The sequence below is a fragment of the Burkholderia sp. AU17457 genome (assembly GCF_002223255.1).
Taxonomy (GTDB): domain Bacteria; phylum Pseudomonadota; class Gammaproteobacteria; order Burkholderiales; family Burkholderiaceae; genus Burkholderia; species Burkholderia sola.
Map to the genome: position 1 here is coordinate 378,882 of NZ_NKFB01000004.1, position 24,930 is coordinate 403,811.

Consider the following 24,930-nt stretch of genomic DNA (forward strand, 5'->3'; position numbering starts at 1 on the left):
ACACTTAGGCACGCGCTAGCGCGGCGGCAAACCCGCCGTCACGCGCGCAGCGTTCGATGCATGCCCGACCCTGATGCAAACATCATCTGCCGGAACATCGCTATGCATGCCTTAACAGAATTCACCCGCGTCACCCGCCCGGCCGCTGCCGCGCCGCAGGGCGCCGCTTCGACTGCTTCATCACGTTGCAGACCGTCCGCCCCGCCCCCGGCGCGGCGATCCCGCCTGTCGCCGTTACCTGCTTTCCCCGCTTTCACGATCTGATGCACGGCGCGGCGCGTGGCACCGACACGTGCGTCCGTGCGTCGATCGCACCCGCCGGCACGATGCACGCCGCGCGGCCATCCCGACCCGCACACCCGCAACGAACGGCCGTGCGTTCACAATCCGAACCCATCGAGGAGGCATCACCATGAGCATGCGGCCCGACCCGACGTTTCACGCTTCGCCCGAGCTTGCGATGCAGGCGCCGGCGGAGGAGTTTGCCTATACGTTGTTGCTGAGTCCCGATTTTTCCAGACCCGACGCGCTCGCCGTGATCGACGTGAAGCCCGGTTCGTCGACGTACGGCAAGATCGTGCATACGGTGACGATGCCGAACACCGGCGACGAGTTTCACCACTTCGGCTGGAATGCCTGTTCGTCGTCGCTGTCGCCGCTCACCGGCCATGCATTCCTCGAGCGCCGCTTCCTGATCATCCCCGGCCTGCGCTCGTCGCGCATCTACGTGATCGACACGAAGCCGCATCCGACGCAGGCGCGCATCCACAAGATCATCGAGCCCGACGAGATCTTCGCGAAGACCGGCTACTCGCGGCCGCACACCGTGCACTGCGGGCCGGAGGGCATCTACGTGAGCACGCTCGGCGGGGCCGGCAAGGACGGCACCGACGGCGCGCCCGGCATCTTCATCATGGATTGCGAGACCTTCGACGTGCTCGGCCGCTGGGAGATCGACCGCGGCCCGCAGGACAAGCATTACGACTTCTGGTGGAACCTGCCGCGCGACTACATGGTGTCGAGCGAATGGGCGCTGCCGCCGCAATTCGAGAACGGGATCGTCCCCGAGGACCTGCTCGCGAACAAGTACGGGCACCGGCTGCATTTCTGGGATCTGCGCGCGCGGCGCAACGTGCAGACGATCGATCTCGGCGCACAGCACCAGATGGCGCTCGAGGTGCGGCCCGCGCACGACCCGGTGCGCGAATACGGGTTCGTCGGCGTCGTCGTCGACACGACCAATCTCGAAGGCTCGATCTGGACCTGGTGGCGCGAAGGCGGCAAGTTCCATGTGAAGAAGACCGCGACAATCCCGGCCGAGCCGGCCGCGGCCGACGAGTTGCCGCCGCTGCTGCAAGGATTCGGCGCGGTGCCGCCGCTCGTGACCGACATCGACCTGTCGCTCGACGACCGCTTCCTGTACGTGTCGTGCTGGGGTACCGGCGAGATGCGCCAGTACGACGTGTCGGACCCGCACAACCCGGTGCTCGCCGGGTCGGTGCGCATCGGCGGCATCGCGCGCCGTGCGCCGCACTCGAACGGCCGCACGTTCGCGGGCGGCCCGCAGATGGTCGAGATCAGCCGCGACGGCCGGCGCGTGTACTGGACCAACTCGCTCTATTCGACGTGGGACGACCAGTTCTATCCGGACGGCGTGCCGGCCGCGCAGGTGCTCGCGCATGCGGGGCCGGACGGCGGGCTGACGCTCGCCGACGACTACTGGGTCGAATTCCCCGACGGCTATCGCGCGCACCAGATCCGGCTCGAGGGCGGCGACTGCTCGACCGACTCGTTCTGCTATCCGTCGGTCAAGCGTTGAGCGCCGGCCTTCACGCGCCGTTCGCGCTGTGGGCGGCCGTGCTCGCGAGCGGCGTCTATCACGGGCTCAACCCGGCGATGGGCTGGCCGCTCGCGGTATCGAACGCGCTGATGACGCGCCGCGGCCGCGCGCTCGTCGCGGCGCTCGGCTATCTCGCGCTCGGTCATGCGCTGGCCGTCTTCGCGGTGATGCTGCCGTTCGGGCTGCTCGCGGCGCTGCTCGCGTGGCAGTCGGCGATCCGGATCGGCGCGAGCGCGCTGGTGATCGGCTTCGGCGCGGTGCTGCTGATCCGGCGCCGGCATCCGCGGGCGCTCGCGCGGATTCCGCCGGCGCGGCTCGGCCTGTGGTCGTTCGCGGTCGCGCTCGCGCACGGCGCGGGGCTGATGCTCGTGCCGATCTACCTCGGCCTGTGCGGACTCGACCGGGATGCCGGCCACCGCGCGGCAGCAATGCTCGTCGATGCGCATCTCGGGATGGCGCTCGTCGTCGCGGCCGTGCATGCGGCCGCGATGATCGCCGCCGGCGGCGGGCTCGCGTGGCTCGTGTACCGCTATCTCGGGCTGAAGTTCGTGTCGCGGAGCTGGTTCAATCTCGATGCGGTGTGGGCGTCGAGCCTGATCGTCACCGGGGCGCTGTCGCTCGGGCTGGCGGCGGCGCGATAGCGCGGGCAGCGCTGCCGGCCGGGCAGCACGGTGTCGGCCTGAACGGCCGCACCGTTAAAAACGCGACGGAACGGCGATGCCGGCCGCGCGCCGCAGTGTTCGCTACGTCACCCTGACGTCGCGATGCGCCGCCCGACCGGGCCCGGCGGCCGCGATTCCGCTAAAATCGGGCCATGCGCACCCGTTCCCATTCGACCGCCTTGTCGTCCTTCGTCCGCCGCGCCCGTCACACCCGTGTCGTGTCGCGCCCGCCCGTCCCGTTCCGGATGGCTGCCCGATGAGCCACGCCAATCCGCCGGATTTCGACGCGGCCGCCTTCCGGCAGGCGCTCGGCCAGTTCGCGACGGGCGTGACGGTGATCACGACGCGCGCGCCGTCCGGCCAGTTGATCGGCATCACCGCCAGCTCGTTCAATTCGGTTTCGCTCGATCCGCCGCTCGTGCTGTGGAGCCTCGCGCACAAATCGGCGTCGACGCCCGTGTTCCGCGGCAACAGCCATTACGTGGTGAACGTGCTCGCGGCATCGCAGCTCGACCTGTGCAAGCGCTTTTCGACCTACAAGGGCGATCGCTTCGAAGGGATCGCGCATGCGGCCGGCAACTCCGGGATGCCCGTGCTCGACGGCGCGCTCGCATGGTTCGAATGCCACAACCGCAGCCGCTACGACGAAGGCGACCACGTGATCTTCGTCGGCGAAGTGGAGCGCTGCGGCGTGCGCGCGGTATCGGACACGGCGCCGCCGCTCGTGTTCCACGGCGGCGGCTTCCACGGCCTCACACCGCTTTGATCGCCCCCGTGCGCGCCAGCCCGACCGGCGCGCCCGCTTCGTCCTTCAGCGTCTGCAGCACGATGTTCGAACGGATGTCCATCACGCCCGGCGCCTTGTACAGGCGGTTCAGCACGAAATCCGAATAGTGCTTGAGGTTGTGCGCGAGCACGCGCAGCAGATAGTGGCTCTCGCCCGTCACGACGAACGCGCCGACCACCTCCGGCCATTCGCGCAGCGCTTCCGCGAAGCGCTCGTGCCATTGATTCTCTTCGTTGCGCATCGACACCTGCACGAACGCCTCGAGCTCGAAGCCGAGCTTCTCGCGGCTCAGGCACGCGCGATAGTGCTCGATCACGCCCTGCTCCTCGAGCAGGCGCATGCGGCGCAGGCAGGCGGATGGCGAAAGCGAGATGCGTTCGGCCAGGTCGAGATTGCTGATTCTGCCCTCCTCCTGCAATACCGCCAGAATCCGGCAGTCGGTGGCATCGAGCGTGATCGCGTGCATTTTTGGTCCCCGTTTTCCCTCTGAGTCGAATTATCTGCCAATCCGGCGGATTGTCCATGTTTATTTCGCAAGCACTTTCTGCGAGCGTCCACCTATCATTCGAAGCATCGATTCACGCTTCGTCATGCCATGGACACACTCTGGGACATCTCGCCGCCGGTCAGCCCCGCCACGCCCGTGTGGCCGGGCGATACGCCGGTTTCCGTCGAACGCGTGTGGCGGATGGAGGCCGGTTCGCCGGTCAACGTCGCGCGCGTGACGCTGTCGCCGCACACGGGCGCGCACTGCGACGCGCCGCTGCACTACGACGCCGACGGCGCGCCGATCGGCGCGGTGCCGCTCGACACCTATCTCGGCCCGTGCCGCGTGATCCATTGCATCGGCGCATCGCCCGTCGTGCGGCCCGCCGATGTGGAAGCCGCGCTCGATGGCGTGCCGCCGCGCGTGCTGTTGCGCACTTATGCGCGCGCCGCGGTCGAGCAATGGGACAGCAATTTCTGCGCGGTCGCGCCCGACACCGTCGACCTGCTCGCCGCGCACGGCGTGAAGCTGATCGGCATCGATACGCCGTCGCTCGACCCGCAGGAATCGAAGACGATGGATGCGCATCACCGCGTGCGCGCGCACCGGATGGCGATCCTCGAAGGCATCGTGCTCGACGACGTGCCGCCCGGCGATTACGAACTGATCGCGCTGCCGCTGAAATTCGCGACGCTCGACGCAAGCCCCGTGCGCGCGGTGCTGCGTGCGCTGCCCGCATGCGCCGCCTGATTACCCCGACCCACAACCTCACATCATGATGATCAAGACCCGTGAAGATGCGCTCGCGCTCGACCGCGACGACCCGCTGGCCGCGCTGCGCGACCAGTTCTCGCTGCCCGACGGCGTGATCTACCTCGACGGCAACTCGCTCGGCGCGCAGCCGCGCGCGTCGGCCGCCCGCGCGCAGCAGGTGATCGGCGCGGAATGGGGCGAAGGGCTGATCCGCAGCTGGAACACGGCCGGCTGGTTCGCGCTGCCGCGCCGCCTCGGCGACAAGCTCGCGACGCTGATCGGCGGCGCGCCCGGCGAAACGGTCGTGACCGACACCATCTCGATCAACCTGTTCAAGCTGCTGTCCGCGATGCTGCGCCACCAGGCCGAGCGCGCGCCCGAGCGCCGCGTGATCGTGTCGGAACGCTCGAACTTCCCGACCGACCTGTACATCGCGCAGGGGCTGATCGAGCAACTCGGCGGCGGCTACGAACTCCGCCTGATCGACGATCCGGCCGACCTGCCCGGCGCGCTCGGCGCGGACACGGCCGTCGCGATGATCACGCACGTGAACTACCGCACCGGCTACATGCACGACATGCCGGCCGTCACGCAGCTCGTGCACGACGCGGGCGCGCTGATGCTGTGGGATCTCGCGCACTCGGCCGGCGCGGTGCCGGTCGACCTGAACGGCGCGCGTGCGGACGGCGCGGTCGGCTGCACGTACAAGTACCTGAACGGCGGCCCCGGCTCGCCCGCGTTCGTGTGGGTGCCGCAGCGCCATCTCGCGCACTTCTCGCAGCCGCTGTCGGGCTGGTGGGGCCACCGCGCGCCGTTCGCGATGCAGCCGGGCTTCGCGCCCGACCCGGGCATCGCGCGCTTCCTGTGCGGCACGCAGCCGATCGTGTCGATGTCGATGGTCGAATGCGGGCTCGACGTGTTCCTGCAGACCGACATGCAGACGATCCGCCGCAAGTCGCTCGCGCTGACCGACGCGTTCATCGCGCTCGTCGAGGAACGCTGCGCGGGCCTGTCGCTGAAGCTCGTCACGCCGCGCGCGCATCACCAGCGCGGCTCGCAGGCGAGCTTCGAGCATCCGCACGGCTACGAAGTGATGCAGGCGCTGATTGCGCGCGGCGTGATCGGCGACTACCGCGAGCCGTACGTGCTGCGCTTCGGCTTCACGCCGCTCTATACGCGCTTCGCCGACGTCTGGGATGCGGTCGAGACGCTGCGCGACATCCTCGCCACCGACGCGTGGAAGGCGCCCGAGTTCGCCGAACGCGGCGCGGTGACCTGAGCGGTTTTGCGTGGCGCGCCGCCGCTGCATGCGCGGCGCGCGCCACGCGTTCGTCATTCAAATCTGGAGAAAGTCGTGAATTCTGGTCATATGCAGCCGCCCGGCGGCGACGCGCCGGCAGGCTGCCCGTTCTCGGGCGCACGCGCCGCCCAACCGGCGCAAGCCGCGCACGAGGCCCCGCACGTGCCGGGCGAGGCCGACACGCAAGCCGGCTGGCACAACGCGCAACTCGATTTCTCGAAGTCGATGAGCTACGGCGACTACCTGTCGCTGAATTCGATCCTCGATGCACAGCATCCGCTGTCGCCCGATCACAACGAGATGCTGTTCATCATCCAGCATCAGACGAGCGAGCTGTGGATGAAGCTCGCGCTGTTCGAGCTGCGCGGTGCGCTCGATGCAGTGCGCACCGACGCGCTGCCGCCCGCGTTCAAGATGCTCGCGCGCGTGTCGCGCATCCTCGAGCAACTGGTGCAGGCGTGGAACGTGCTGTCGACGATGACGCCGTCCGAGTATTCGGCGATGCGGCCGTATCTCGGCCAGTCGTCGGGCTTCCAGTCGTACCAGTATCGGCAGCTCGAATTCCTGCTCGGCAACAAGAACGCGCAGATGCTGCAGCCGCATGCGCATCGGGCCGACATCCTCGAACAGGTGCGCGCGACGCTCGAGGCGCCGTCGTTCTACGACGAGGTCGTGCGCCTGCTCGCGCGGCGCGGGTTCCCGATCGCGCCCGAGCGGCTCGAGCGCGACTGGACCCAGCCGATGCGGCACGACGAGACGGTCGAGGCCGCGTGGCTCGAGGTCTATCGTCATCCGCAGCAGCACTGGGAGCTGTACGAGATGGCCGAGGAACTCGTCGATCTCGAGGATGCGTTCCGTCAGTGGCGCTTCCGTCACGTGACGACGGTCGAACGCATCATCGGCTTCAAGCAGGGCACGGGCGGCACGAGCGGCGCGCCGTACCTGCGCAAGATGCTCGACGTCGTGCTGTTCCCCGAACTCTGGCACGTGCGCACCACGCTGTAACGCCCGTCATGCGCCCGCGCGTCACGACGACGGGCGGGCGAGTTCCTCCCCTTCTCGCGGCGGTACACGTTCGGACACGGATCCGCCACCGACGAGATCGCCGCGCCCTATCCTTGCGGCGCCGCACCATCCGCTGCGCACATACCGCCTGCCGGCGCCGCTATGGCCTTCTACCGCGCCCGCCAGCACAGTGCTCGACGAACTCGTCGCCCCTCACGCGCGAAGGACGCTGACACCTTTTGCCGCCAGCGCCGCCGCGCCCGCCCTGCCCCGCACGCCGCCGCAGCGCACCATCGAAATGCCGTGTCCGCGCCTTGACTTTCGTTCGGCCGAATACGATCATTCGCTCACACAAAGAGCAAAAGATCGAATTCGACAGGATAGACAGGCAGGAACAGGAGACACCGGATGAGCGAATCGCCCTCCGCCCGCGCGCCCGTGCTGCTGCACATCGGCGCGGGCTCGTTTCACCGCGCGCACCAGGCGTGGTATCTGCATCGCGTGAACGCGGCCGTGCCGGCCGACGAACGCTGGTCGCTGACCGTCGGCAACATCCGCGACGACATGCGCGCGACGATGGACGCGCTCGCCGCGCAGCATGGCGCGTACACGCTCGAAACCGTCACGCCGCAAGGTGAACGCGCCTACGAGTCGATCCGTGCGATCACGCGCGTGCTGCCGTGGTCGATCGACCTCGCGGCGCTGATCGACGCGGGCGCCGATCCGGCCTGCCGGATCGTGTCGTTCACCGTCACCGAAGGCGGCTACTACCTCGACGAACACAACCGGCTCGACGTCGCGAACGCAGACCTCGCCGCCGACCTGCAGGGCGCGCGCACGACGCTGTACGGCGCGCTCGCGGCGCTGCTCGCCGAACGCGTGAAACGCGGCGCCGGCCCGCTCACGCTGCAAAGCTGCGACAACCTGCGCAACAACGGCGCACGCTTTCGCTCGGGAATGCGCGAATTCCTCGAACGACGCGGCGAAGGCGGCCTGCTCGCGTGGTTCGATGCGCACGTCGCGACGCCGAGCGCGATGGTCGACCGCATCACGCCGCGCCCGACCGCCGACGTGCGCGAACGCGTGCGGGCGGCCACCGGCATCGACGACGCGTGCCCGGTAATGGGCGAATCGTTCATCCAGTGGGTGATCGAGGACCGCTTCGCGGCCGGACGGCCGCGCTGGGAATTGGCCGGCGCGGAACTCGTCGACGACGTGCATCCGTACGAGGAAGCGAAGATCCGCATCCTCAACGCGACGCACAGCTGCATCGCGTGGGCCGGCACGCTCGCGGGCTGCACCTACATCCACGAAGGCACGCACGACGCGGCGATCCGCCGCTTCGCGCACGACTACGTGACGCAGGACGTGATCCCGTGCCTGAGCCCGAGCCCGCTCGATCTCGCGCGCTACCGCGACGTCGTGCTGGAGCGCTTCGGCAACCCGTACGTGCTCGACACGAACCAGCGCGTCGCGGCCGACGGCTTCTCGAAGATCCCCGGCTTCATTGCGCCGACGCTCGTCGAATCGTTCGCGCGCGGCGCCGCGCCGGTCGCCACCGCCGTGCTGCCGGCGCTGTTCCTGCGCTTTCTCGAACGCTGGGCGCGCGGCACGCTGCCGTATGCGTACCAGGACGGCGTGATGGACGAAAGCAGCGCACGCGCGATCGTCGAAGCCGACGACCCGGTCGTCGCGCTGTGCGCCAGCCGCGCGCTGTGGGGCTCGCTCGCCGGCAACGCGGCACTGTTCGATGCGTTGCGCGCCGGGCTCGCGCGCGTCGATGCCTGGCTCGCCGCGCGTTGACGACGCGCGCGCCGACGCCCGGCCGCGCAGCCGGGCGAACCCGCTTGGCACAGGCCGCGCGGCACGGCTAAAGTAGCGGCTCCTCACCGACCGAACGGATCGCTCATGTATCTCGGCATCGACCTCGGCACCTCGGAAGTGAAGGTGCTGCTGCTGGCCCCGGACGGCACGGTGGTGGGCACCGCGGGCTCGCCGTTCACCGTGTCGCGCCCGCACCCGCGCTGGGCGGAACAGCATCCGGACGACTGGTGGCAAGGCACGCTCGCCGCGCTCGCGGCGCTGCGCGAACGGCATCCCCGGGCGTTCGCGCAGGTGCGCGGCATCGGCCTGTCGGGCCAGATGCACGGCGCGGTGCTGCTCGGCCGCGACGATCGCGTGCTGCGACCCGCGATCCTGTGGAACGACATGCGCAGCGCCGACGAATGCGCGCTGCTCACCGAACGCGCGCCCGATCTCCACGCGCTGGCCGGCAACCTCGCGATGCCCGGCTTCACCGCGCCGAAGCTGCTATGGGTCGCGAAGCACGAACCCGACGTGTTCGCGGCCACCGCGTGCGTGCTGATGCCGAAGGACTACCTGCGGTTCCGGTTGACCGGCGCGAAAGTGTCCGATCCGTCCGACGCGGCCGGCACGCTGTGGCTCGACGTCGCGCGCCGCGACTGGTCCGATGCGCTGCTCGCCGCGTGCGGGATGACGCGCGAGCAGATGCCGCGCATCGTCGAGGGCAACGCGCCGTCCGGCACGCTGCGCGCGGACGTCGCGCGCGAACTGGGGCTGTCGGAGGCCGTGCCGGTCGCGGGCGGCGGCGGCGACAACGCGACGAGCGCGCTCGGCATCGGCGCGATCCACGCGGGCGACGGCTTCGTGTCGCTCGGCACGTCGGGCGTGCTGAGCGTGGTCGGCGACCGCTTCATGCCGAATCCCGCGTCGGCCGTGCATGCGTTCTGCCATGCGATTCCCGATCGCTGGCAACTGATGAGCGTCGTGCTGTCGGCCGCGAGCTGCCTGCGCTGGGTCTGCAAGCTGACCGGCACCGACGAGCCCGCGCTGCTCGCCGAAGTCGAAGTGCTCGACCCCGACGCGCTCGCGGCGGCCCCGCTGTTCCTGCCCTATCTGTCCGGCGAACGCACGCCGCACAACGATCCGTACGCGCAAGGCGCGTTCTTCGGGATGACGCACGCGACCGAGCGCGCGCACCTCGGCTACGCGGTGCTCGAAGGTGTGACGCTTGGCCTCGCCGACGGCCTCGACGCGCTGCACGCGGCCGGCGTCGAAACCGACCAGTTGTCGCTGATCGGCGGCGGCGCGCGCAGCGCGTTCTGGGCGCAACTGATCGCGGACGCGCTGAACGTGCGCACGCGCCAGATCGGCGGAGGCGAAACGGGCGCGGCGCTCGGCGCGGCACGGCTCGGCTGGCTCGCCGTCGGCGGCGATCCGCATACGGTGCTGACCAAGCCGCCGGTACGCGCCGAATACACACCGGACGCCGCCCGCCATGCACGGCTGCGCGAACGCCTCGATGCGTTCCGCACGCTGTACCGTCACGTGCGGCCGCTGTACGAACCGTCGCGCGCACGGCTCGCATAGGCGCGTCCCGTCGCGCGGCCGGCCGCCGGCCGCGCGCGCGACATGCGTTACAGTGGATGCCGTCATGCGGCCCGCCGGCCGGCCCGCGGGCGGCCCCCCAGCTCCGAACCGAATCGCTATCGTGTCCAAGTCCTCAGAAAAACTCGATCTCGCCACGCGCGCCGCGTGGCTCTATTACGTCGCGGGCGACACGCAGAACGAAATCGCCGAAAAGCTGCAGGTGTCACGCCCCGTCGCGCAGCGCCTCGTCGCGTTCGCGGTCGAGAAGAACCTGATCCGCGTGCGCGTCGACCACCGGCTCGCCGACTGTCTCGATCTCGGCGCGCAGCTGTCGAAACGCTACGGCCTCGCGATGTGCGAAGTCGTCCCTGTCGACGCCGATGCGCCCGACGCGATCGACCGCAAGCTCGCGGTCGCCGGCGCGCAGGTGATGGAGCGCTACCTGAACGAAACGCGGCCGATGGTGATCGCGGTCAGCAGCGGCCGGACGCTGAAGGCCGCGGTCGCGCAGATCGCGCAGATCGACCGCCCGCAGCACCGGCTCGTGTCGATGGTCGGCGCGATCGCGGCCGACGGTTCGTCGAACCGCTACGACGTCGCGCAGTACATCTCCGAGAAAACCGGCAGCAAGCATTTCCTGCTGCCCGCGCCGCTGTTCGCCGACAGCGACGCCGAGCGCGCGCAGTGGTGCAACCACCGGCTGTACCGGATCGTCGAGGCGCTGTCGGGCGAGGCCGACGTCGCGTTCGTCGGGATCGGCAACATCGGCCCGCACTGTCCGCTCTACGAAGACGGCTTCATCACCGAACAGGAGCGCGACGAGATGACCGCGCTCGGCGCGGTGGCCGAACTGCTCGGCGTGCCGATCGACGCGCAGGGTACGCAGATCACCGTGTCGACGAGCGCGCGCGTGACCAGCGTCGCGCTCGCCACGCCGCCGAAGCGGCCGACGATCGCGTTCGCCGGCGGCCCGAAGAAACACGACGCGGTGATTGCCGCGCTGCGCGGCGGCTGGCTGTCGGGGCTCGTCACCGACGAAGCGTGCGCGCGCGCCGCGCTCGCCGCGAAGGCGGCCTGACGCCGCCGTCGCACACGCCGGCTCAAGTCCCGCGCGGCGCCGGAAACGCATGCCGGCGTGCGCGCCACGCGCCGACCCACGCCAGCGCCAGCAGCGCGACGAGCACCCACGGAATCGCGCCCGCGCCCGTCGCGCCGAGCAGCATCCCGCCCGCGATGCCGCCGCCGGCGATCGCGAGATTCCACACCGTCACGAGCATCGACTGCGCGACGTCGGCCGACTCCCCCGCCGCGTTCGCGGTGGCCGTCTGGAACAGCGTGGGCGCGCCGCCGAACGCGAGCCCCCACAGCACGACGCCCGCATAGACGATCGCGATTCCCGAACCGGCGCCGAGCATCGCCGCCGCCAGCGCGAACAGCGCGATGCTCGCGAGCGTCAGGCGTCGCTGCGCGGCGCCGATCCATGCCCCCGTCAGCGCGATGCCGACGAGCGACGCGACGCCGAACACGAACAGCACCACGTCGACCTGCGCGCCCATCCGCACGCCCGCAAGGAACGGCGCGACGTACGTGTACAGCATGTTGTGCGCGAGCACGTACGCGAACATCACCGTCAGCACCGGCCGCACGCCGGGCAGCATCATCACGCCCAGCACCGGCTCGCGCGCGCCGGCCTGCTGGCCCGGGTGGTCGGGCACGCGCAGGCGAATCCAGCCGATCAGCGCCAGCGCCGCGACCGTGATCCCCGCGAACGCGACGCGCCAGCCGAACGTCGCGCCGAGCGCGGTGCCGGCCGGAATGCCGATCGACATCGCCGCCGGTATACCGAGCATCGCGACCGCGATCGCCCGACCGCGCAGCGACGGGTCGACCAGCCGGCTTGCGTAGCCCGCCAGCAGTGCCCACAGCAGCCCGGCCGACATCCCGGCGACGAAGCGCGCGGCCAGCGTGAGCGCGTAGTACGGCGACGCGGCCGTCAGCGCATTCGACACGACGAAGCCGGCCAGCGCCGCGAGCAGCAGCCGGCGCCGCCGCATCGCGCGGGTCGCGGCGACGAGCGGAATCGCCGCGACGATCGAGCCGAGCGCATAGACGGTCACCAGTTGGCCGATCAGCGCCTCGGTCACGCGCAGGTCCGCGCTCATCAGCGGCAGCAGGCCGGCCGGCAGGGCTTCGGTGAGCACCGTGATGAAGCCGGCGGTGGCAAGCGCGAGCAGGTTCGCGACGGGCAGGCGCGCACGGCCCGGTGCAGATGAACCCGCGGCAGGTCCGGCCCGGTCGGCCGCGGACGCGGAAACGGACGGGGAAGCGGATACGCACTCGCTCATGCCGCGCTCCGGTCGTCGACGCGATACACCGCATCGCGCACGTCGGTGACGATGCGCCCGTGCATCCCTTCGTACAACGTATTGGTCAGCGCGACGACCGTCAGCCCGGCCGCACGGTCGACGAACCACGCATGCCCGTATGCGCCGCCCCAGCGCCACGTGCCGACCGACTCCGGCGACTGCGCGGCTGCCGGATCGTGCAGCACCGAAAAGCCGAGCCCGAAACCGAATCCCGGCGCATCCGGCAAGTCGCGCGCGCCCGGCTGCACCCGCGCCATCTCGTCGATCCAGCGCGGTGCGAGCCAGCCGTCGCGGCCCGTACGCAACGTATCGAGCAGCGTCAGGCAATCGTGTGCGGTGCCGACCATGCCCGCGCCGCCCGACGGCCACGCGGTCGCATCGAACGCGCGCGCCGGCTCGAAGCGGATGCCGACCGTGCCGTCGAACACCGGCACGAGATCGTCGTCGGCCATCCGGCGCGGCGCGCCCGGCGTGCTCACGTAGGGTGTCGCGACGCGCGCGGCGTCGTGCGCGACGAATCCGGTATCGGCCATCCCGAGCGGCGTCGTGACGAGCGCGGCCACGGCCTGTGCGAGCGGGCGGCCGTCGACCGCTTCGATCAGCGCGCCCACCACGTCGGTCGCGAGCGAGTAGCCCCACGACGTGCCGGGCGCGAACTGCAGCGGCACGCCGGCGATGCGCCGCACGTTCTCGGCGAGCGACAGGCTCGCGCGGTCCATCCCGTCGGATACGCGTGCACGCGCATACGGGCCGTCGCCGTCCGCCTCGAAGAAGCGATAGCCGAGGCCGGCCGTATGCGACAGCAGATGCCGCAACGTGATGTTCGCCGGCGTGCCGTCCGCGAGCGTCGGCGCGAATGCGGGGAGCCAGCGAGCGACCGGCTCGTCGAGCCCGATGCGACCTGCCGCGACCAGCCGCATTGCAGCGGCCGTCACGATCGGCTTCGATACCGACGCGAGCCGGAACAGCGCGTCCTCGCGCATCGGCGTGCCGGCTTCGCGATCGGCCAGCCCGGCCGCGCGCGCGTAGCGCAATTCGCCGTCGCGGGCGACCAGCACGACCGCGCCGACCACGCGCGCGTCGGCCAGCGCGCGATCGAGCACGGCGTCGAGCCGCGCGCGCAGCGCGGCGTCCGGTTCGACGCGGTGGGCGGTGACAGGCAGGGATGACATGGCGTGACCTCGAACGATGAAGGAACGTCCATCGTAGGGAGCCGGCGCGGGAAGAAAAACCGGGGTAGAGTTCCGGACACTCCGGACATCGGTGTCCGCAATCGGGAACCTGCATGGAAAATCTTGGCGGTTTCGTCGTATTCGTCCAGGTCGCGGAAACGCGCAGTTTCGTCGCGGCCGGCCGCGCGCTCGGGCTGTCGGCGTCGGCGATCGGCAAGCGCATCGCGCGCCTGGAGGCGCGCCTGAACGTGCGGCTGTTTCACCGCAGCACGCGCAGCATCACGCTGACGGCCGAAGGCGCGCGCTTTCTCGAACGGTGCCGGCGCGTGATCGCGGAGATCGACGCGGCCGAGCAGGAACTGATGCACAGCGTCGAAGCGCCGCGCGGGCGGCTGCGCGTGAGCCTGCCGACGATCGGTACGCTGCTGCTGCCGGTGCTCGCCGATTTCATGGCCGCGTATCCGGAAATCGAACTCGACATCGATTTCAGCGACCGGCTCGTCGATGTCGTCGACGAAGGGTTCGACGCGGTGCTGCGCACCGGCCGGCCGACGGACTCGCGGCTGTCGTCGCGGCTGCTCGGCCATTTCCGCCAGCATCTCGTCGCGTCGCCCGGCTACCTCGAGCGGCACGGCGCGCCGCGCACGCCGGCCGATCTCGCGCAGCACCGCTGCCTGCACTACCGCTTCCCGAGCAGCGGCAGGCTCGAGACCTGGCCGTTGCGCGCGCCGCGCGCCGGCACGCCGCCGGAGGTGCCCGTGTCGATGGTCAGCAACAACGCGGAAACACGGCTGTGCTTCGCGCGACGCGGGCTCGGCATCGCGTGCCTGCCCGAGTTCTTCGTCCACGACGCACTGGCCGACGGCACGCTGCGCACCGTGCTCGACGAACACGTCGAGAGCCGCACGCCGTTCTACGTGCTGTGGCCGTCAGGCCGGCACCCGACGCCGAAGCTGCGCGCGTTCGTCGACTACATGGCCGAGCACCTGCGCCTCTGAGCCGCGCAGGCGCACGTGCCGTGCGTCACGCCGCCTTCGCGTGCACGCTCAGCCGCCGGAACGCCTGCCCGTTTTCGTCGAACAGGTGGCAGTGCTCGGCCTGTGCATGCACGCGCAGCGTGTCGCCGGTGCGGTACGTGTCGAGCGGCGGAATCCGCGCGATCAACCCGTCCGGCGCGACGGCCGACTCCGCATACAGATACGCGGCGTCACCGAGCGACTCGACGGCCATCGTCCGGGCGGCCACGCCCGGCGCCGCCGCATCGACCAGCAGATGCTCGGGGCGCACGCCGACGGTCACCGCCGCGCCGCGCTGCAGTCCCGCCGCGTCCACCGCGACACGCTGCGTCTCGCCGCTGTCGAAGCGCACGAGCACGCCGCCCGCATCGGCCGATTCGACCGTGCCCTTCAGGAAGTTCATCTTCGGCGAGCCGATGAAGCCCGCGACGAACTGGTTCGCCGGCGCGTGATACAGCGCGTTCGGCGTGCCGACCTGCTGCACCGCGCCGCCCGACAGCACGACGATCTTGTCGGCGAGCGTCATCGCCTCGACCTGGTCGTGCGTCACGTAGATCATCGTCGTCTTCAGCTCGTCGTGCAGCCGCGCGAATTCCAGCCGCATCTTCACGCGCAGCGCGGCGTCGAGGTTCGACAGCGGCTCGTCGAACAGGAACACCTTCGGCTTGCGCGTGATCGCGCGGCCGATCGCGACGCGCTGCCGCTGGCCGCCCGACAACTGCTTCGGCTTGCGGTCGAGCAAGTGATCGATGTGCAGGATCTTCGCGGCCTGCTTCACCGCCTGGTCGATCTCGGGCTTCTTCGCGCCGGCCAGCTTCAGGCCGAACGCCATGTTGTCGTACAGCGTCATGTGCGGGTACAGCGCATACGACTGGAACACCATCGCGATGCCGCGCTTCGCGCTCGGCACGTCGTTGACCTTCGCGCCGTCGATCAGCAGATCGCCGTTCGAGATGTCCTCCAGGCCGGCGATCATCCGCATCAGCGTGGATTTGCCGCAGCCGCTCGGGCCGACGAACACGACGAATTCGCCGTCGGCGATGTCGAGGTTCACGTTGCGCAGCACTTCGGTGTCGTCGTAGCGCTTCGCGATGTTGCGCAGGAGCACGCTTGCCATGATCTGTCTCCGTTCGTTCGTGATGCGCCGCGTTGAAAGCGGCGCGCCTTCGTTCCTGATTGCTAGTTCGGCAGCACCTCGCCCGTCGCCTGCCAGCGCGCGACGTAGCCGGGCAGCTCGTGCATGTCGTCGAATACGTGACGCGCGCCGATGCCGCGCAGCGCGTCGATCTGGGCCGCGGATGCGTGCCCGCCGCCGATGAAGCCGAGCACGGTCATGCCGGCCGCGGCCGCGGCGGTGATGCCGGTCGCGCTGTCCTCGACCACGAGGCATTGCGCGGGCACCGCGCCGAGCGCGCGTGCGGCTGCCAGATACACGTCCGGCGCCGGCTTCGGCCGCGCGACCGAATCCGCGCAGAACAGCCGGTCGCCAAAAAAGCGCGCGAGGCCGGTGCGCGCGAGCGCCGCTTCGACGTACGCGCGATAGCTGTTGCTTGCGCAGGCCGTCGTCAGGTCGATCGCGGCCAGCGCCGCGTCGATGCCTTCGACCATCGGCGCATTGACGGCCGCCGCCTCGACTGCGCGACGGATCGCATCGACGTCGTCGTTCGTCAGCGCCTGCCCCACCGCCTCGGACGCGCCGGCCAGCACGCGCTCGATGCGCAGCCCGAGCAGCGGCATCACGGCCGGCCGCGCATCGACGCCCGGCCAGCGCGCATCGAGTTCGCGCACGATCACGTCGGCGGCGACGGCCTCGCTGTCGATCAGCACGCCGTCGCAATCGCAGATCAGCACGTTCATGCCGTGACCGGCCGCACGTTTGCCGGCCGCGTCTTTGCTTGCATCGTTCATTTAACCGCCCCGAACGTGAGCCCGCGCACGAGCTGCTTCTGCGACAGCCAGCCGACGATCAGGATCGGCGCGACCGCGAGCAGCGATGCGGCGGACAGCTTCGCCCAGAACAGCCCTTCGGGGCTCGAGTACGACGCGATGAACACGGTCAGCGGCGCCGCGTTCGAGCTCGACAGGTTGATGCTCCAGAACGCCTCGTTCCACGACAGGATCACGAGCAGCAGCGCGGTGGACGCGAGCCCCGGCAGCGCCATCGGCATCAGCAGGTAGACGATCTCCTGCCACGTCGACGCGCCGTCGATGCGCCCGGCCTCCAGGATGTCCTTCGGGATTTCGTTGAAATACGTGAAGGTCATCCACACCGCGATCGGCAGGTTGATCAGCGTGTAGACGATCACGAGCCCCGACACCGTATCGAGCAGCCCCGCGTTCTTCCACAGCAGGTAGATCGGCACGAGCACGCCGACCGACGGCATCATCTTCGTCGACAGCATCCACAGCAGCACCTTCTGCGTGCGATGGTTCGGGAAGAACGCCATCGCATACGCGGCCGGCACCGCGAACAGCAGCGAGATCAGCGTGACGCCGGCCGAGATCAGCACCGAATTCCACGCGAACCCGAAGTAGTTGCTGCGCGCGAACACCTCGCGGAAGCTGTCGAGCGTCGGGATGAAGAACAGCGACGACGCGTACGCCTGCTGCTCGGTCTTGAACGCGGTGATCGCCATCCAGAAGATCGGGAAGAACAGCAACAGCGCGATCAGCCATGCGAGCGTGCCGGGCAGCGCGCGCCGCACGAGGTCGAACACGGCCGGCGCGCGCCGGCCTTCCAAAGTCAGGTCGCTCATTTCTCGTACTCCCCCTTCAGGTTGCGCGCGAGCATCCGCACGAGGAAGAACGACACGACGTTCGCGACCACGACGGCGATGATGCCGCCCGCGGACGCGAGGCCGACGTCGAACTGCTGCAGGCCGAGCGCGTAGATCAGGTACGACAGGTTGGTCGTCGCGTCGCCGGGGCCGCCGCCGGTCGTCGTGTAGATTTCCGCGAAGATCGACAGCAGGAAGATCGTCTCCATCATCACGACCACGGCGATCGCACGCTTCAGGTGCGGCAGCGTGATGTAGAAGAACATCGCGATCGGGCCGGCGCCGTCGATGCGCGCGGCTTCCTTCTGCTCCTGGTCGAGCGACTGGATCGCGGTGAACAGGATCAGGAACGCGAACGGCAGCCATTGCCACGCGACGATGATGATCACCGCGGTCAACGGGTAGTCGGCGAACCAGTCGATCGGCGTCATCCCGAGCGCGCGCATCGCGTTCGCGACGAGCCCGTACACCGGATGCAGGATCATGTTTTTCCAGATCAGCGCGGAGACCGTCGGCATCACGAAGAACGGCGCGATCGCGAGCAGGCGCGCGACGCCCTGCCCGTAGAACTTGCGATCGAACAGCACGGCCATCAGCACGCCGCCGATCACGGTGATCGCGAGCACCGCGCCGATCAGCACGAGCGTGTGCCAGATCGCGGGCAGGAACGACGGATCGGTCGCGAGGAAGCGGTAGTTGTCGAACCCGGCGAAGCCCTTCACGTCCGGGTTCAGCAGGTTGTAGCGCGAGAACGAATACCAGATCGTCATCGCGAGCGGAATCGACATCCACAGCAGCAGCACCGCGACGGACGGCGATACGAGCCAGCTCGCGCCGCCGCGCGCCCGGCGCGGCGCACCGGGCGGCGACGACGCGTCGCCGACCGACGGCGCGTGAGCGTGACTCAGGGGAAGACGCAGGTGACGCATGACGGAGTCCCTCCGGTTGATGCGCGGGCGCGAACGGCCTGCCCGCCTGTCGGCCTCGCCGGCCCGCGCCGTGTGCCACGGCGCACGATGCGGGCCGCGCGACGGCTTGCGCGTTACTTCTTGTAGCCGGCCTGCCGCACTGCGCGGTCGGCTGCGGCCTGGCCCGCGGCAAGCGCCTGGTCGACCGACATCTGGCCCGCAACCGCGCCCGCGATCGACTGGCCGACCACCGTGCCGAACGACTGGAATTCAGGAATCCCGACGTACTGCACGCCCGTGTACGGCACCTTCTTCAGCGACGGATCGTTCGGATCGGCCGTCTCGATCGCCTTCAGCACGAAGTCGGAGAACGGCGCGGCGGCCTTGTACTCGGCCCGCTGATACGTCGACGTGCGCGTGCCCGGCGGCACCGACGCCCAGCCCTCGTCCTTGCCGACCATCTCGATGTACTGCTTCGACGTCGCCCACGCGATGAACTTGCGCGCGGCGTCCTGCTGCTTCGACGTCTTCGGCACGGCCAGCGCCCACGCCCACAGCCAGTGCGAACCCTTCGGCGTCGCGGCGACCGGCGCGGCCGCGAAGCCGATCTTGTCGGCCACCTGCGACTGCTGCTTGTTGTACAGCATCCCGGCCGCGACCGTCGCGTCGATCCACATCGCGCACTTGCCCGACGCGGTCAGCGTCAGGTTCTCGTTGAAGCCGTTCGAGCTCGCGCCCGGCGGGCCGTTCTTCTTCAGCAGGTTCACGTAGAAATTGATCGCCTTCTTCCATTCGGGCGACGTGAGCTGCGCATTCCAGTTCTCGTCGAACCAGCGCCCGCCGAACGTGTTCACGACCGTCGACACGTACGCCATGTTCTCGCCCCAGCCGGCCTTGCCGCGCAGGCAGATCCCGTAGGTGCCTTTCGACTTGTCGGTCAGCTTGTCCGCGAATTCGGCGATCTGGTCGTAGGTCGGCTGGTCGGGCATCTTCAGCCCCTTCGCCGCGAACAGGTCCTTGCGGTAGAACGTCATCGAGCTTTCGACGTAGAACGGCAGCGCGTACAGCTGGCCGTTGTACGACAGGCTGTCGCGTGCGGTCTTCACGATGTCGTTCAGGTCGTAGTCGGCCGGCAGCCCCGTGATCGGCGCGAGCCAGCCGCGCTTGCCCCACTGCGGCGTTTCATAGGTGCCGATCGCCATCACGTCGAACTGGCCGCTGCCGGTCGTGATGTCGGTCGTCGCGCGCTGGCGCAGCACGTTCTCCTCGAGGATCACCCAGTTCAGCTTGATGTCGGGGTTCGCCTTCTCGAATGCCGGCGACAGCTTCTTCAACTCGATCATGTCGGGGTTGTTCAGCGTCGCGATCGTCAGCGTGCCGGCGGACGCCGCGCAGGCCGCCGTCGCGAGCGCGGCTCCGGCGAAACAGCGTGCGGCGGCGTCGAGCATCTTTCGTTGCATGGCATGTCTCCTGTGATTGTTCGAAATGTCGTCGGTCTTGCGTGGTGTTGCGTCGTTTCCTTCGCGGCCCCGTCATGCCGGCCGCTGCATCCCGCACGCGCGCGCATAGTGCGCGATCACGTCGCGTATCCGGTGGCGCACCCATGCGCGCGGTTCCTTCGCGAGGCCGCCCGCGCGGCACGCCGCGTAGACGTCCGGCAGCCACTGCGCGACGAGCGTCTCCGGCACCGGCTGCCGCGCGAGGTTGTCGAACAGTTGCTCGACCGCGGCCGCGACGGCCGGCTGCAGCCAGTAATAGCGGATGCGGTCGCTGTAGCTGAACTGGCGCGCGAGCCGCTGCGCGGTCTCGTCGCCGCGGTAGTACGGCGCCCAGTGTTCGGGCTGCGCGCGCATCGCCGCATCGACGACGTCGCGCAATCGCGAGCGCTGCGCGACGTCGTCGATCAGCGCGTCCTCGATGAACGTCAGCGCGAACAGCGCCTCGCGCAGCGCGAACGTCAGCGCGGGGCCGACCTTCAACACCGCGAAGTGATCGCGCACGAGCGCGGCGAGCGCGGCTTCGGTCTGATAATCGGTCGAATGCGCTTCGAACACGAGGCGCGGTGTCTGCAGGATACTCGCGCCGAGCGACGCCGCCCTGGCGCTGTCGTAATCGAGCACGTGGCGATCGTCGAAGTCGACGCCCGGCTGCGCGACGATCGCGACGACACGCGCCCACGCATCGTCGAGCCCGGCCGCCGCGAACGCGCGGCGGTGCGCATCGAGCGTCGCCGCGATGCTGTCGCTGCGCGTGACCGCGATCTGCGCGATTGCGTCGCCGCTCGCGTCACTACCGGCATCACCGCTCACTTCGCCGCCCGGCGTCGGCACCTCGGTGCCGATCACGTAGACGGGCGCGGTCCCGGCGCGCGCCGCCGCGTCTTCCGCGACGCGGCACAGCTCGGCCGCGCGCGCGGCGATCGTGCGATCGTCGAGCCGCGCCGGATCGTCCGCGCACGCCATGCTCGCATCGAGATGGATCTTTTCGAAACCGGCTTCGACGTAGGCCGCGACCATCGCGGCCGCTTCACGCATCGCGTCGGCCGCGCGGCGGTGCCGCCACGGGTTCGGGCCGAGATGGTCGCCGCCGAGCACGAGCGCCGACGGCGCGAGCCCGCAGCGTGCGGCGATCGCATCGACGTCGCGACGAAAATCGGCGGGCGTCATGCCCGTATAGCCGCCGAGATGGTTCACCTGGTTGCAGGTCGCCTCGATCAGCAGCGGCGAGCCGTCCGCGCGCGCGGCTTCGCACGCGGCCTCCAGCACGAGCCGGTGCGCGCTGCAGATCGAATAGATGCCGCGCTGCGCGTCCGCGCGGTTCGCGTCGAAGATCATCCGCAGCACGGCGTGCGCGTGCGCGGTGCGCGTGCGCTCGGCAACGGTCGTCAGGCCGGACATGCGATACCTCGTTCGGTCAGGAAACGGTCGATCTCGGCCGCGCTGCCGTTGCCTTCCATCGGGCCGCGCCGCGTGACGGCGATCGCGCCGGCCGCGTTCGCGCGACGCAATGCGACGTCGATCGGCACGCCGGCGACGAGGCTCGCGACCAGCGTGCCGCCGAAGCAGTCGCCGGCGCCGGTCGGATCGACTTCGTCGACCGGAAATGCCGGCGCTTCGGCCCGGTTCGCGCGATCGAACGCGACGCTGCCCTGCGCGCCGCGTTTGAGCACGACGCGCTCGAGAAGCGGATGCGTCGCGAGCAGGCCCGCGATCGCGCGCTCGGCCGGCTGCGGCCCGCAGAAGAACGGCAGGTCGGCTTCGCTCGGCAGGAACAAGTGACACGCGGCGAGCATCTCGTCGAGCGCCGCGCGCATCGGGCGAAAGCTCAGCATTTCGGGCCGCACGTTCGGATCGAACGACACCTTGGCGCCCGCGCGCGCGGCCTCGATCACGCCGCGCTGCACCGCCGCGATCGCCGATTCGCTCGTCAGCGACGAGCCCATCACGTGAAAGTAGCGGCAGCCGTCGAACATCGCGGTGTCGACGTCGGACGCATCGACGCATGCGGCCGCACTCGTGGAAAGCGTGAAGACGAAGCTGCGCGAACCGTCGTCGCGATACGCGACGAACGCGGTGCCGGTCGGGCGTGCGACGCGGCGGATGCGCGCGACGTCGACGCCGTCGCGTGCGAGCCGCGCGACGATCGCATCGCCGAACGCGTCGCGGCCGACACAGCCCGCATACGCGACGCGCGCGCCGAGCCGCGCGGCCTGATCGGCGAAGATCGCCGGCGCGCCGCTCGGGAACGGCCCTTCGAACAGGCCGGGCGTATCGAAACCCTGGCCGCGCTCGACGGCGACGAATTCGGCCAGCAGTTCGCCGGCGACGACGATCTCGGCCATCAGGCGAGCCCTCCTCGGTCGACGACGGCCGCGGCGTGCGGCGATGCCGCCGCGTCGCGGGCCGGCTGGCGACTGGCGCGTGCGAGCGGCGCCACGTCAGCTCATCCAGTTGCCGCCGTCGACGTTCAGCGTCTGGGCGGTGATGTAGTCGGCGTCGGCCGACGCGAGGAACAGCGCGGCGCCCGTCAGGTCGCCCGGCACGCCCATGCGGCCGAGCGGCACGGCTTCGCCCACGAGCCGCTTCTTCTCGCCGAGCGGCCGGTTCTCGTAGCGCGCGAACAGCGCATCGACCTGTTCCCACATCGGTGTGTCGACCACGCCCGGCGCGATGCCGTTCACGTTGATCCGGTGCGGCGCGAGCGCGAGCGCGGCCGATTGCGTATAGCTGATCACCGCGGCCTTGGTCGCGCAGTAGTGCGAAACGAGCGCCTCGCCGCGACGGCCGGCCTGCGACGACATGTTGACGATCTTGCCGCCGCGCCCCTGCTCGACCATCCGCTGCGCGACGGCCTGCATCAGGAAGAACAGCCCTTTCACGTTGACCGAGAACAGCCGGTCGAACACGTCCCACGATTCGTCGAGGAGCGGGCGCATGTCGAACAGCGCCGCATTGTTGAACAGGACGTCGACGCCGCCGAAGCGCTCGACCGCCGTCGCGACGATCCGCTCGATGTCGTCGCGGCGCGTGACGTCGGCCGTGACGGCCACCGCGCGGCCGGGGTTGGCCTCGATCAGCCGGGCGAGCGAGCCGCCTGCCGGCTTCACGTCGACGAGCACGCAGCGCGCGCCCTCGTCCAGATAGCGTTGCGCGACCGCCTCGCCGATGCCGCTTGCGGCGCCCGTCAGGATCGCGACCTTGTCTTCCAGTCTCACTGGCTGTCTCCGGTTCGTTCTTGCTGCACGACGGTCGCGGGGTGAGCGAACGCTCTTCGACCGATCAATTGCTCTGTTAGTGATCGAATGATCGGATACGCGATACGCGCTGTCAAGACGACGCGGCGGCTTTCTATGACGCGCTGCGGCACGAGGGCGCGCGACGACGCGGCGACGCGCCCGCACCGCAAGGCGGAAAGCGCGCGGTGCGGCGCAGTGGCATCGACGATGAAGGGGACGGAGCGACGACGGAAAATGGAATTCGCGCTGCACGGCGCGGCGATACGTTATATCATCGCGATACTGTGTTTCATCGCCCTGCTTCACGCCATGGCTACCTCATCGTCCATTGACGCCCGGCTGTCCCGGGCCGACGCATTCGCCGCCGAGCACGGGCTCGCGTGGACGCCGCTGCGCCGCCAGGTCTACGAACGCGTGCTGGCCGCGCAGCGCCCGATCGGCGCGTACGACCTGCTCGCGGAACTCGAACCGCAACGCGGCCGCGTGCCGCCGACAACCGTCTACCGCGCGCTGGATTTCCTCGTCGAGCACGGCTTCATCCACCGGATCGAATCGAAGAACGCGTTCCTCGCGTGCTGCGAGATCGGGGTGCCGCACGAAGGCCAGTTCCTGATCTGCGATTCGTGCGGCGACACCGTCGAGATTCCCGGCAGCGACCTCGCGAAACAATTGTCCGCGAGCGAGCCCGCGCACGGATTCGAAGTCCATCACCAGGTCGTCGAGCTGAACGGCCTGTGCGGGCACTGCAAGCGCAAGCCCGCGCAGCGCTGACGCCGCATCGCGCGGCGCCCGCGCCGCCCTTCCAACGAGGAGTTCCATGTCCATTGCCCTGAAGCGCGCGCCGCGGCGCGCCCTGTCGCCTGTCCGCTGGCTCGCCGCCGCCGTCGCCGCGCTGTCGTTCGCCGCGCCCGCGTTCGCGCAGGCGGCGACCGTCAACGTCGTCGCCGCCGAGAATTTCTACGGCGACGTCGCGTCGCAGATCGGCGGCCGCCACGTCGCGGTCACGAGCATCCTCAGCAATCCGGACCAGGATCCGCACCTGTTCGAAGCGAGCCCGAAGACGGCCCGCGCGCTGCAGCACGCACAGGTCGTGATCTACAACGGCGCGGACTACGATCCGTGGATGGGCAAGCTGCTCGGCGCATCGAAGCAGGCGAAGCGCGCGACGATCGTCGTCGCCGATCTGGTCGGCAAGAAGGCCGGCGACAACCCGCACCTGTGGTACGACCCGGCGACGATGCCGGCGGCCGCACGCGCGATCGCGGCCGAACTCGGCCGCGCCGACCCGGCGAACCAGGCCGAGTACGATGCGAACCTGCAGAAGTTCGTCGCATCGCTGAAGCCCGTCGACGACAAGGTCGCCGCGCTGCGCGCGAAGTACAAGGGCGTGCCGGTCACGGCTACCGAGCCCGTGTTCGGCTACATGTCGGACGCGATCGGCCTCGACATGCGCAACCAGCGCTTCCAGCTCGCGACGATGAACGACACCGAGGCGAGCGCGCAAGACGTCGCCGCGTTCGAGGGCGACCTGCGCAAGAAGCAGGTGCGCGCGCTGATCTACAACAGCCAGGCCGAAGAACCGATGACCAAGCGCATGCTGAAGATCGCGCGCGACGGCGGCGTGCCGACCGTCAGCGTCACCGAGACGCAGCCGGCCGGCAAGACATTCCAGCAATGGATGATCGGCCAGCTCGACGCGCTCGGCAGCGCGCTTTCAGCCGGCAAGTAATAG

General features: G+C 69.7%; 23 protein-coding genes. 12 read left to right on the top strand and 11 right to left on the bottom strand.

All coding sequences use genetic code 11. From position 1 onward, the window contains the following. The first annotated feature begins 412 nt into the window (after positions 1-412). The 3 genes from CFB49_RS14075 (at position 413) to CFB49_RS14085 (ending at position 3,268) form a co-directional block, all read left to right on the top strand. On the top strand, positions 413-1,819 hold the full coding sequence (locus CFB49_RS14075) for a selenium-binding protein SBP56-related protein (protein ID WP_089491606.1): 1,407 nt from the start codon (positions 413-415) through the stop codon (positions 1,817-1,819). Further along, positions 1,816-2,481: a hypothetical protein gene (locus CFB49_RS14080; protein ID WP_089491607.1), complete on the top strand. Its 666-nt coding sequence runs from the start codon at positions 1,816-1,818 to the stop codon at positions 2,479-2,481. The genes CFB49_RS14075 and CFB49_RS14080 overlap by 4 nt, the downstream gene beginning before the upstream one ends. Before the next feature lie 277 nt (positions 2,482-2,758). After that, entirely contained in the window at positions 2,759-3,268 is a 510-nt protein-coding gene (locus CFB49_RS14085) for a flavin reductase family protein (RefSeq protein WP_011353017.1), read from the top strand. Here CFB49_RS14085 and CFB49_RS14090 read toward each other — a convergent pair. Beyond that, positions 3,255-3,755, bottom strand: a complete 501-nt coding sequence (locus CFB49_RS14090; protein ID WP_006477992.1) for an Lrp/AsnC family transcriptional regulator — start codon at positions 3,753-3,755, stop codon at positions 3,255-3,257. The genes CFB49_RS14085 and CFB49_RS14090 overlap by 14 nt on opposite strands. 129 nt (positions 3,756-3,884) lie before the next feature. Between CFB49_RS14090 and kynB the strand changes: the two genes are divergently transcribed. The 6 genes from kynB (at position 3,885) to CFB49_RS14120 (ending at position 11,302) form a co-directional block, all read left to right on the top strand. Next, positions 3,885-4,526: an arylformamidase gene (kynB, locus tag CFB49_RS14095; protein ID WP_089491608.1), complete on the top strand. Its 642-nt coding sequence runs from the start codon at positions 3,885-3,887 to the stop codon at positions 4,524-4,526. 28 nt (positions 4,527-4,554) lie between these two features. After that, on the top strand, positions 4,555-5,808 hold the full coding sequence (gene kynU, locus CFB49_RS14100; protein WP_249190552.1) for a kynureninase: 1,254 nt from the start codon (positions 4,555-4,557) through the stop codon (positions 5,806-5,808). A 90-nt stretch (positions 5,809-5,898) separates the two neighbouring features. Next, complete coding sequence (gene kynA / locus CFB49_RS14105; RefSeq protein WP_089491609.1) at positions 5,899-6,834, top strand: tryptophan 2,3-dioxygenase; 936 nt, start codon at positions 5,899-5,901, stop codon at positions 6,832-6,834. 408 nt (positions 6,835-7,242) lie between these two features. Next, complete coding sequence (gene dalD / locus CFB49_RS14110) at positions 7,243-8,637, top strand: D-arabinitol 4-dehydrogenase (RefSeq protein ID WP_089491610.1); 1,395 nt, start codon at positions 7,243-7,245, stop codon at positions 8,635-8,637. Between the two features lie 105 nt (positions 8,638-8,742). Further along, positions 8,743-10,224, top strand: coding sequence for a xylulokinase (gene xylB / locus CFB49_RS14115; RefSeq protein WP_089435540.1), 1,482 nt, complete (start codon positions 8,743-8,745; stop codon positions 10,222-10,224). Positions 10,225-10,288: 64 nt separating this feature from the next. Continuing rightward, on the top strand, positions 10,289-11,302 hold the full coding sequence (locus tag CFB49_RS14120; RefSeq protein ID WP_089435541.1) for a sugar-binding transcriptional regulator: 1,014 nt from the start codon (positions 10,289-10,291) through the stop codon (positions 11,300-11,302). A gap of 22 nt (positions 11,303-11,324) precedes the next feature. Here CFB49_RS14120 and CFB49_RS14125 read toward each other — a convergent pair whose 3' ends face one another. Beyond that, positions 11,325-12,569 carry an MFS transporter gene (locus CFB49_RS14125; RefSeq protein ID WP_179234901.1) on the bottom strand — a complete coding sequence of 415 codons (1,245 nt, stop codon included), beginning with the start codon at positions 12,567-12,569 and terminating at the stop codon, positions 11,325-11,327. Beyond that, complete coding sequence (locus CFB49_RS14130; protein ID WP_089491611.1) at positions 12,566-13,762, bottom strand: serine hydrolase domain-containing protein; 1,197 nt, start codon at positions 13,760-13,762, stop codon at positions 12,566-12,568. The genes CFB49_RS14125 and CFB49_RS14130 overlap by 4 nt, the downstream gene beginning before the upstream one ends. 113 nt (positions 13,763-13,875) lie before the next feature. Between CFB49_RS14130 and CFB49_RS14135 the strand changes: the two genes are divergently transcribed. Next, positions 13,876-14,760 carry a LysR family transcriptional regulator gene (locus CFB49_RS14135; RefSeq protein WP_089491612.1) on the top strand — a complete coding sequence of 295 codons (885 nt, stop codon included), beginning with the start codon at positions 13,876-13,878 and terminating at the stop codon, positions 14,758-14,760. 25 nt (positions 14,761-14,785) lie between these two features. Here CFB49_RS14135 and CFB49_RS14140 read toward each other — a convergent pair whose 3' ends face one another. The 8 genes from CFB49_RS14140 to CFB49_RS14175 all read right to left on the bottom strand — a co-directional run bounded on the left by CFB49_RS14140 (position 14,786) and on the right by CFB49_RS14175 (position 23,177). After that, positions 14,786-15,895, bottom strand: coding sequence for an ABC transporter ATP-binding protein (locus tag CFB49_RS14140; protein ID WP_089435544.1), 1,110 nt, complete (start codon positions 15,893-15,895; stop codon positions 14,786-14,788). Between the two features lie 62 nt (positions 15,896-15,957). Beyond that, complete coding sequence (locus tag CFB49_RS14145; RefSeq protein ID WP_089435545.1) at positions 15,958-16,686, bottom strand: HAD family hydrolase; 729 nt, start codon at positions 16,684-16,686, stop codon at positions 15,958-15,960. Beyond that, entirely contained in the window at positions 16,683-17,534 is an 852-nt protein-coding gene (locus CFB49_RS14150; protein WP_089435546.1) for a carbohydrate ABC transporter permease, read from the bottom strand. Before CFB49_RS14150 ends, CFB49_RS14145 begins: the two co-directional genes overlap by 4 nt. After that, on the bottom strand, positions 17,531-18,484 hold the full coding sequence (locus CFB49_RS14155; protein WP_011546081.1) for a carbohydrate ABC transporter permease: 954 nt from the start codon (positions 18,482-18,484) through the stop codon (positions 17,531-17,533). The genes CFB49_RS14150 and CFB49_RS14155 overlap by 4 nt, the downstream gene beginning before the upstream one ends. Before the next feature lie 113 nt (positions 18,485-18,597). Next, the gene (locus tag CFB49_RS14160; protein WP_006477974.1) at positions 18,598-19,923 is read right to left on the bottom strand and encodes an ABC transporter substrate-binding protein; all 1,326 of its coding nucleotides are present in this window, start codon (positions 19,921-19,923) and stop codon (positions 18,598-18,600) included. 72 nt (positions 19,924-19,995) lie between these two features. After that, positions 19,996-21,360 carry a D-tagatose-bisphosphate aldolase, class II, non-catalytic subunit gene (locus tag CFB49_RS14165; protein ID WP_089435547.1) on the bottom strand — a complete coding sequence of 455 codons (1,365 nt, stop codon included), beginning with the start codon at positions 21,358-21,360 and terminating at the stop codon, positions 19,996-19,998. Continuing rightward, the gene (locus CFB49_RS14170; RefSeq protein ID WP_089491613.1) at positions 21,348-22,304 is read right to left on the bottom strand and encodes a sugar kinase; all 957 of its coding nucleotides are present in this window, start codon (positions 22,302-22,304) and stop codon (positions 21,348-21,350) included. Before CFB49_RS14170 ends, CFB49_RS14165 begins: the two co-directional genes overlap by 13 nt. A 96-nt stretch (positions 22,305-22,400) precedes the next feature. After that, on the bottom strand, positions 22,401-23,177 hold the full coding sequence (locus CFB49_RS14175; protein WP_089435549.1) for an L-iditol 2-dehydrogenase: 777 nt from the start codon (positions 23,175-23,177) through the stop codon (positions 22,401-22,403). Between the two features lie 330 nt (positions 23,178-23,507). Here CFB49_RS14175 and CFB49_RS14180 point away from each other — a divergent pair, with 330 nt between their 5' ends. Both CFB49_RS14180 and CFB49_RS14185 read left to right on the top strand, forming a co-directional pair. Beyond that, on the top strand, positions 23,508-23,969 hold the full coding sequence (locus CFB49_RS14180; protein WP_050017093.1) for a Fur family transcriptional regulator: 462 nt from the start codon (positions 23,508-23,510) through the stop codon (positions 23,967-23,969). Between the two features lie 46 nt (positions 23,970-24,015). Continuing rightward, positions 24,016-24,927, top strand: a complete 912-nt coding sequence (locus CFB49_RS14185) for a metal ABC transporter solute-binding protein (RefSeq protein WP_089435550.1) — start codon at positions 24,016-24,018, stop codon at positions 24,925-24,927. The last annotated feature ends 3 nt before the right edge of the window (positions 24,928-24,930 follow it).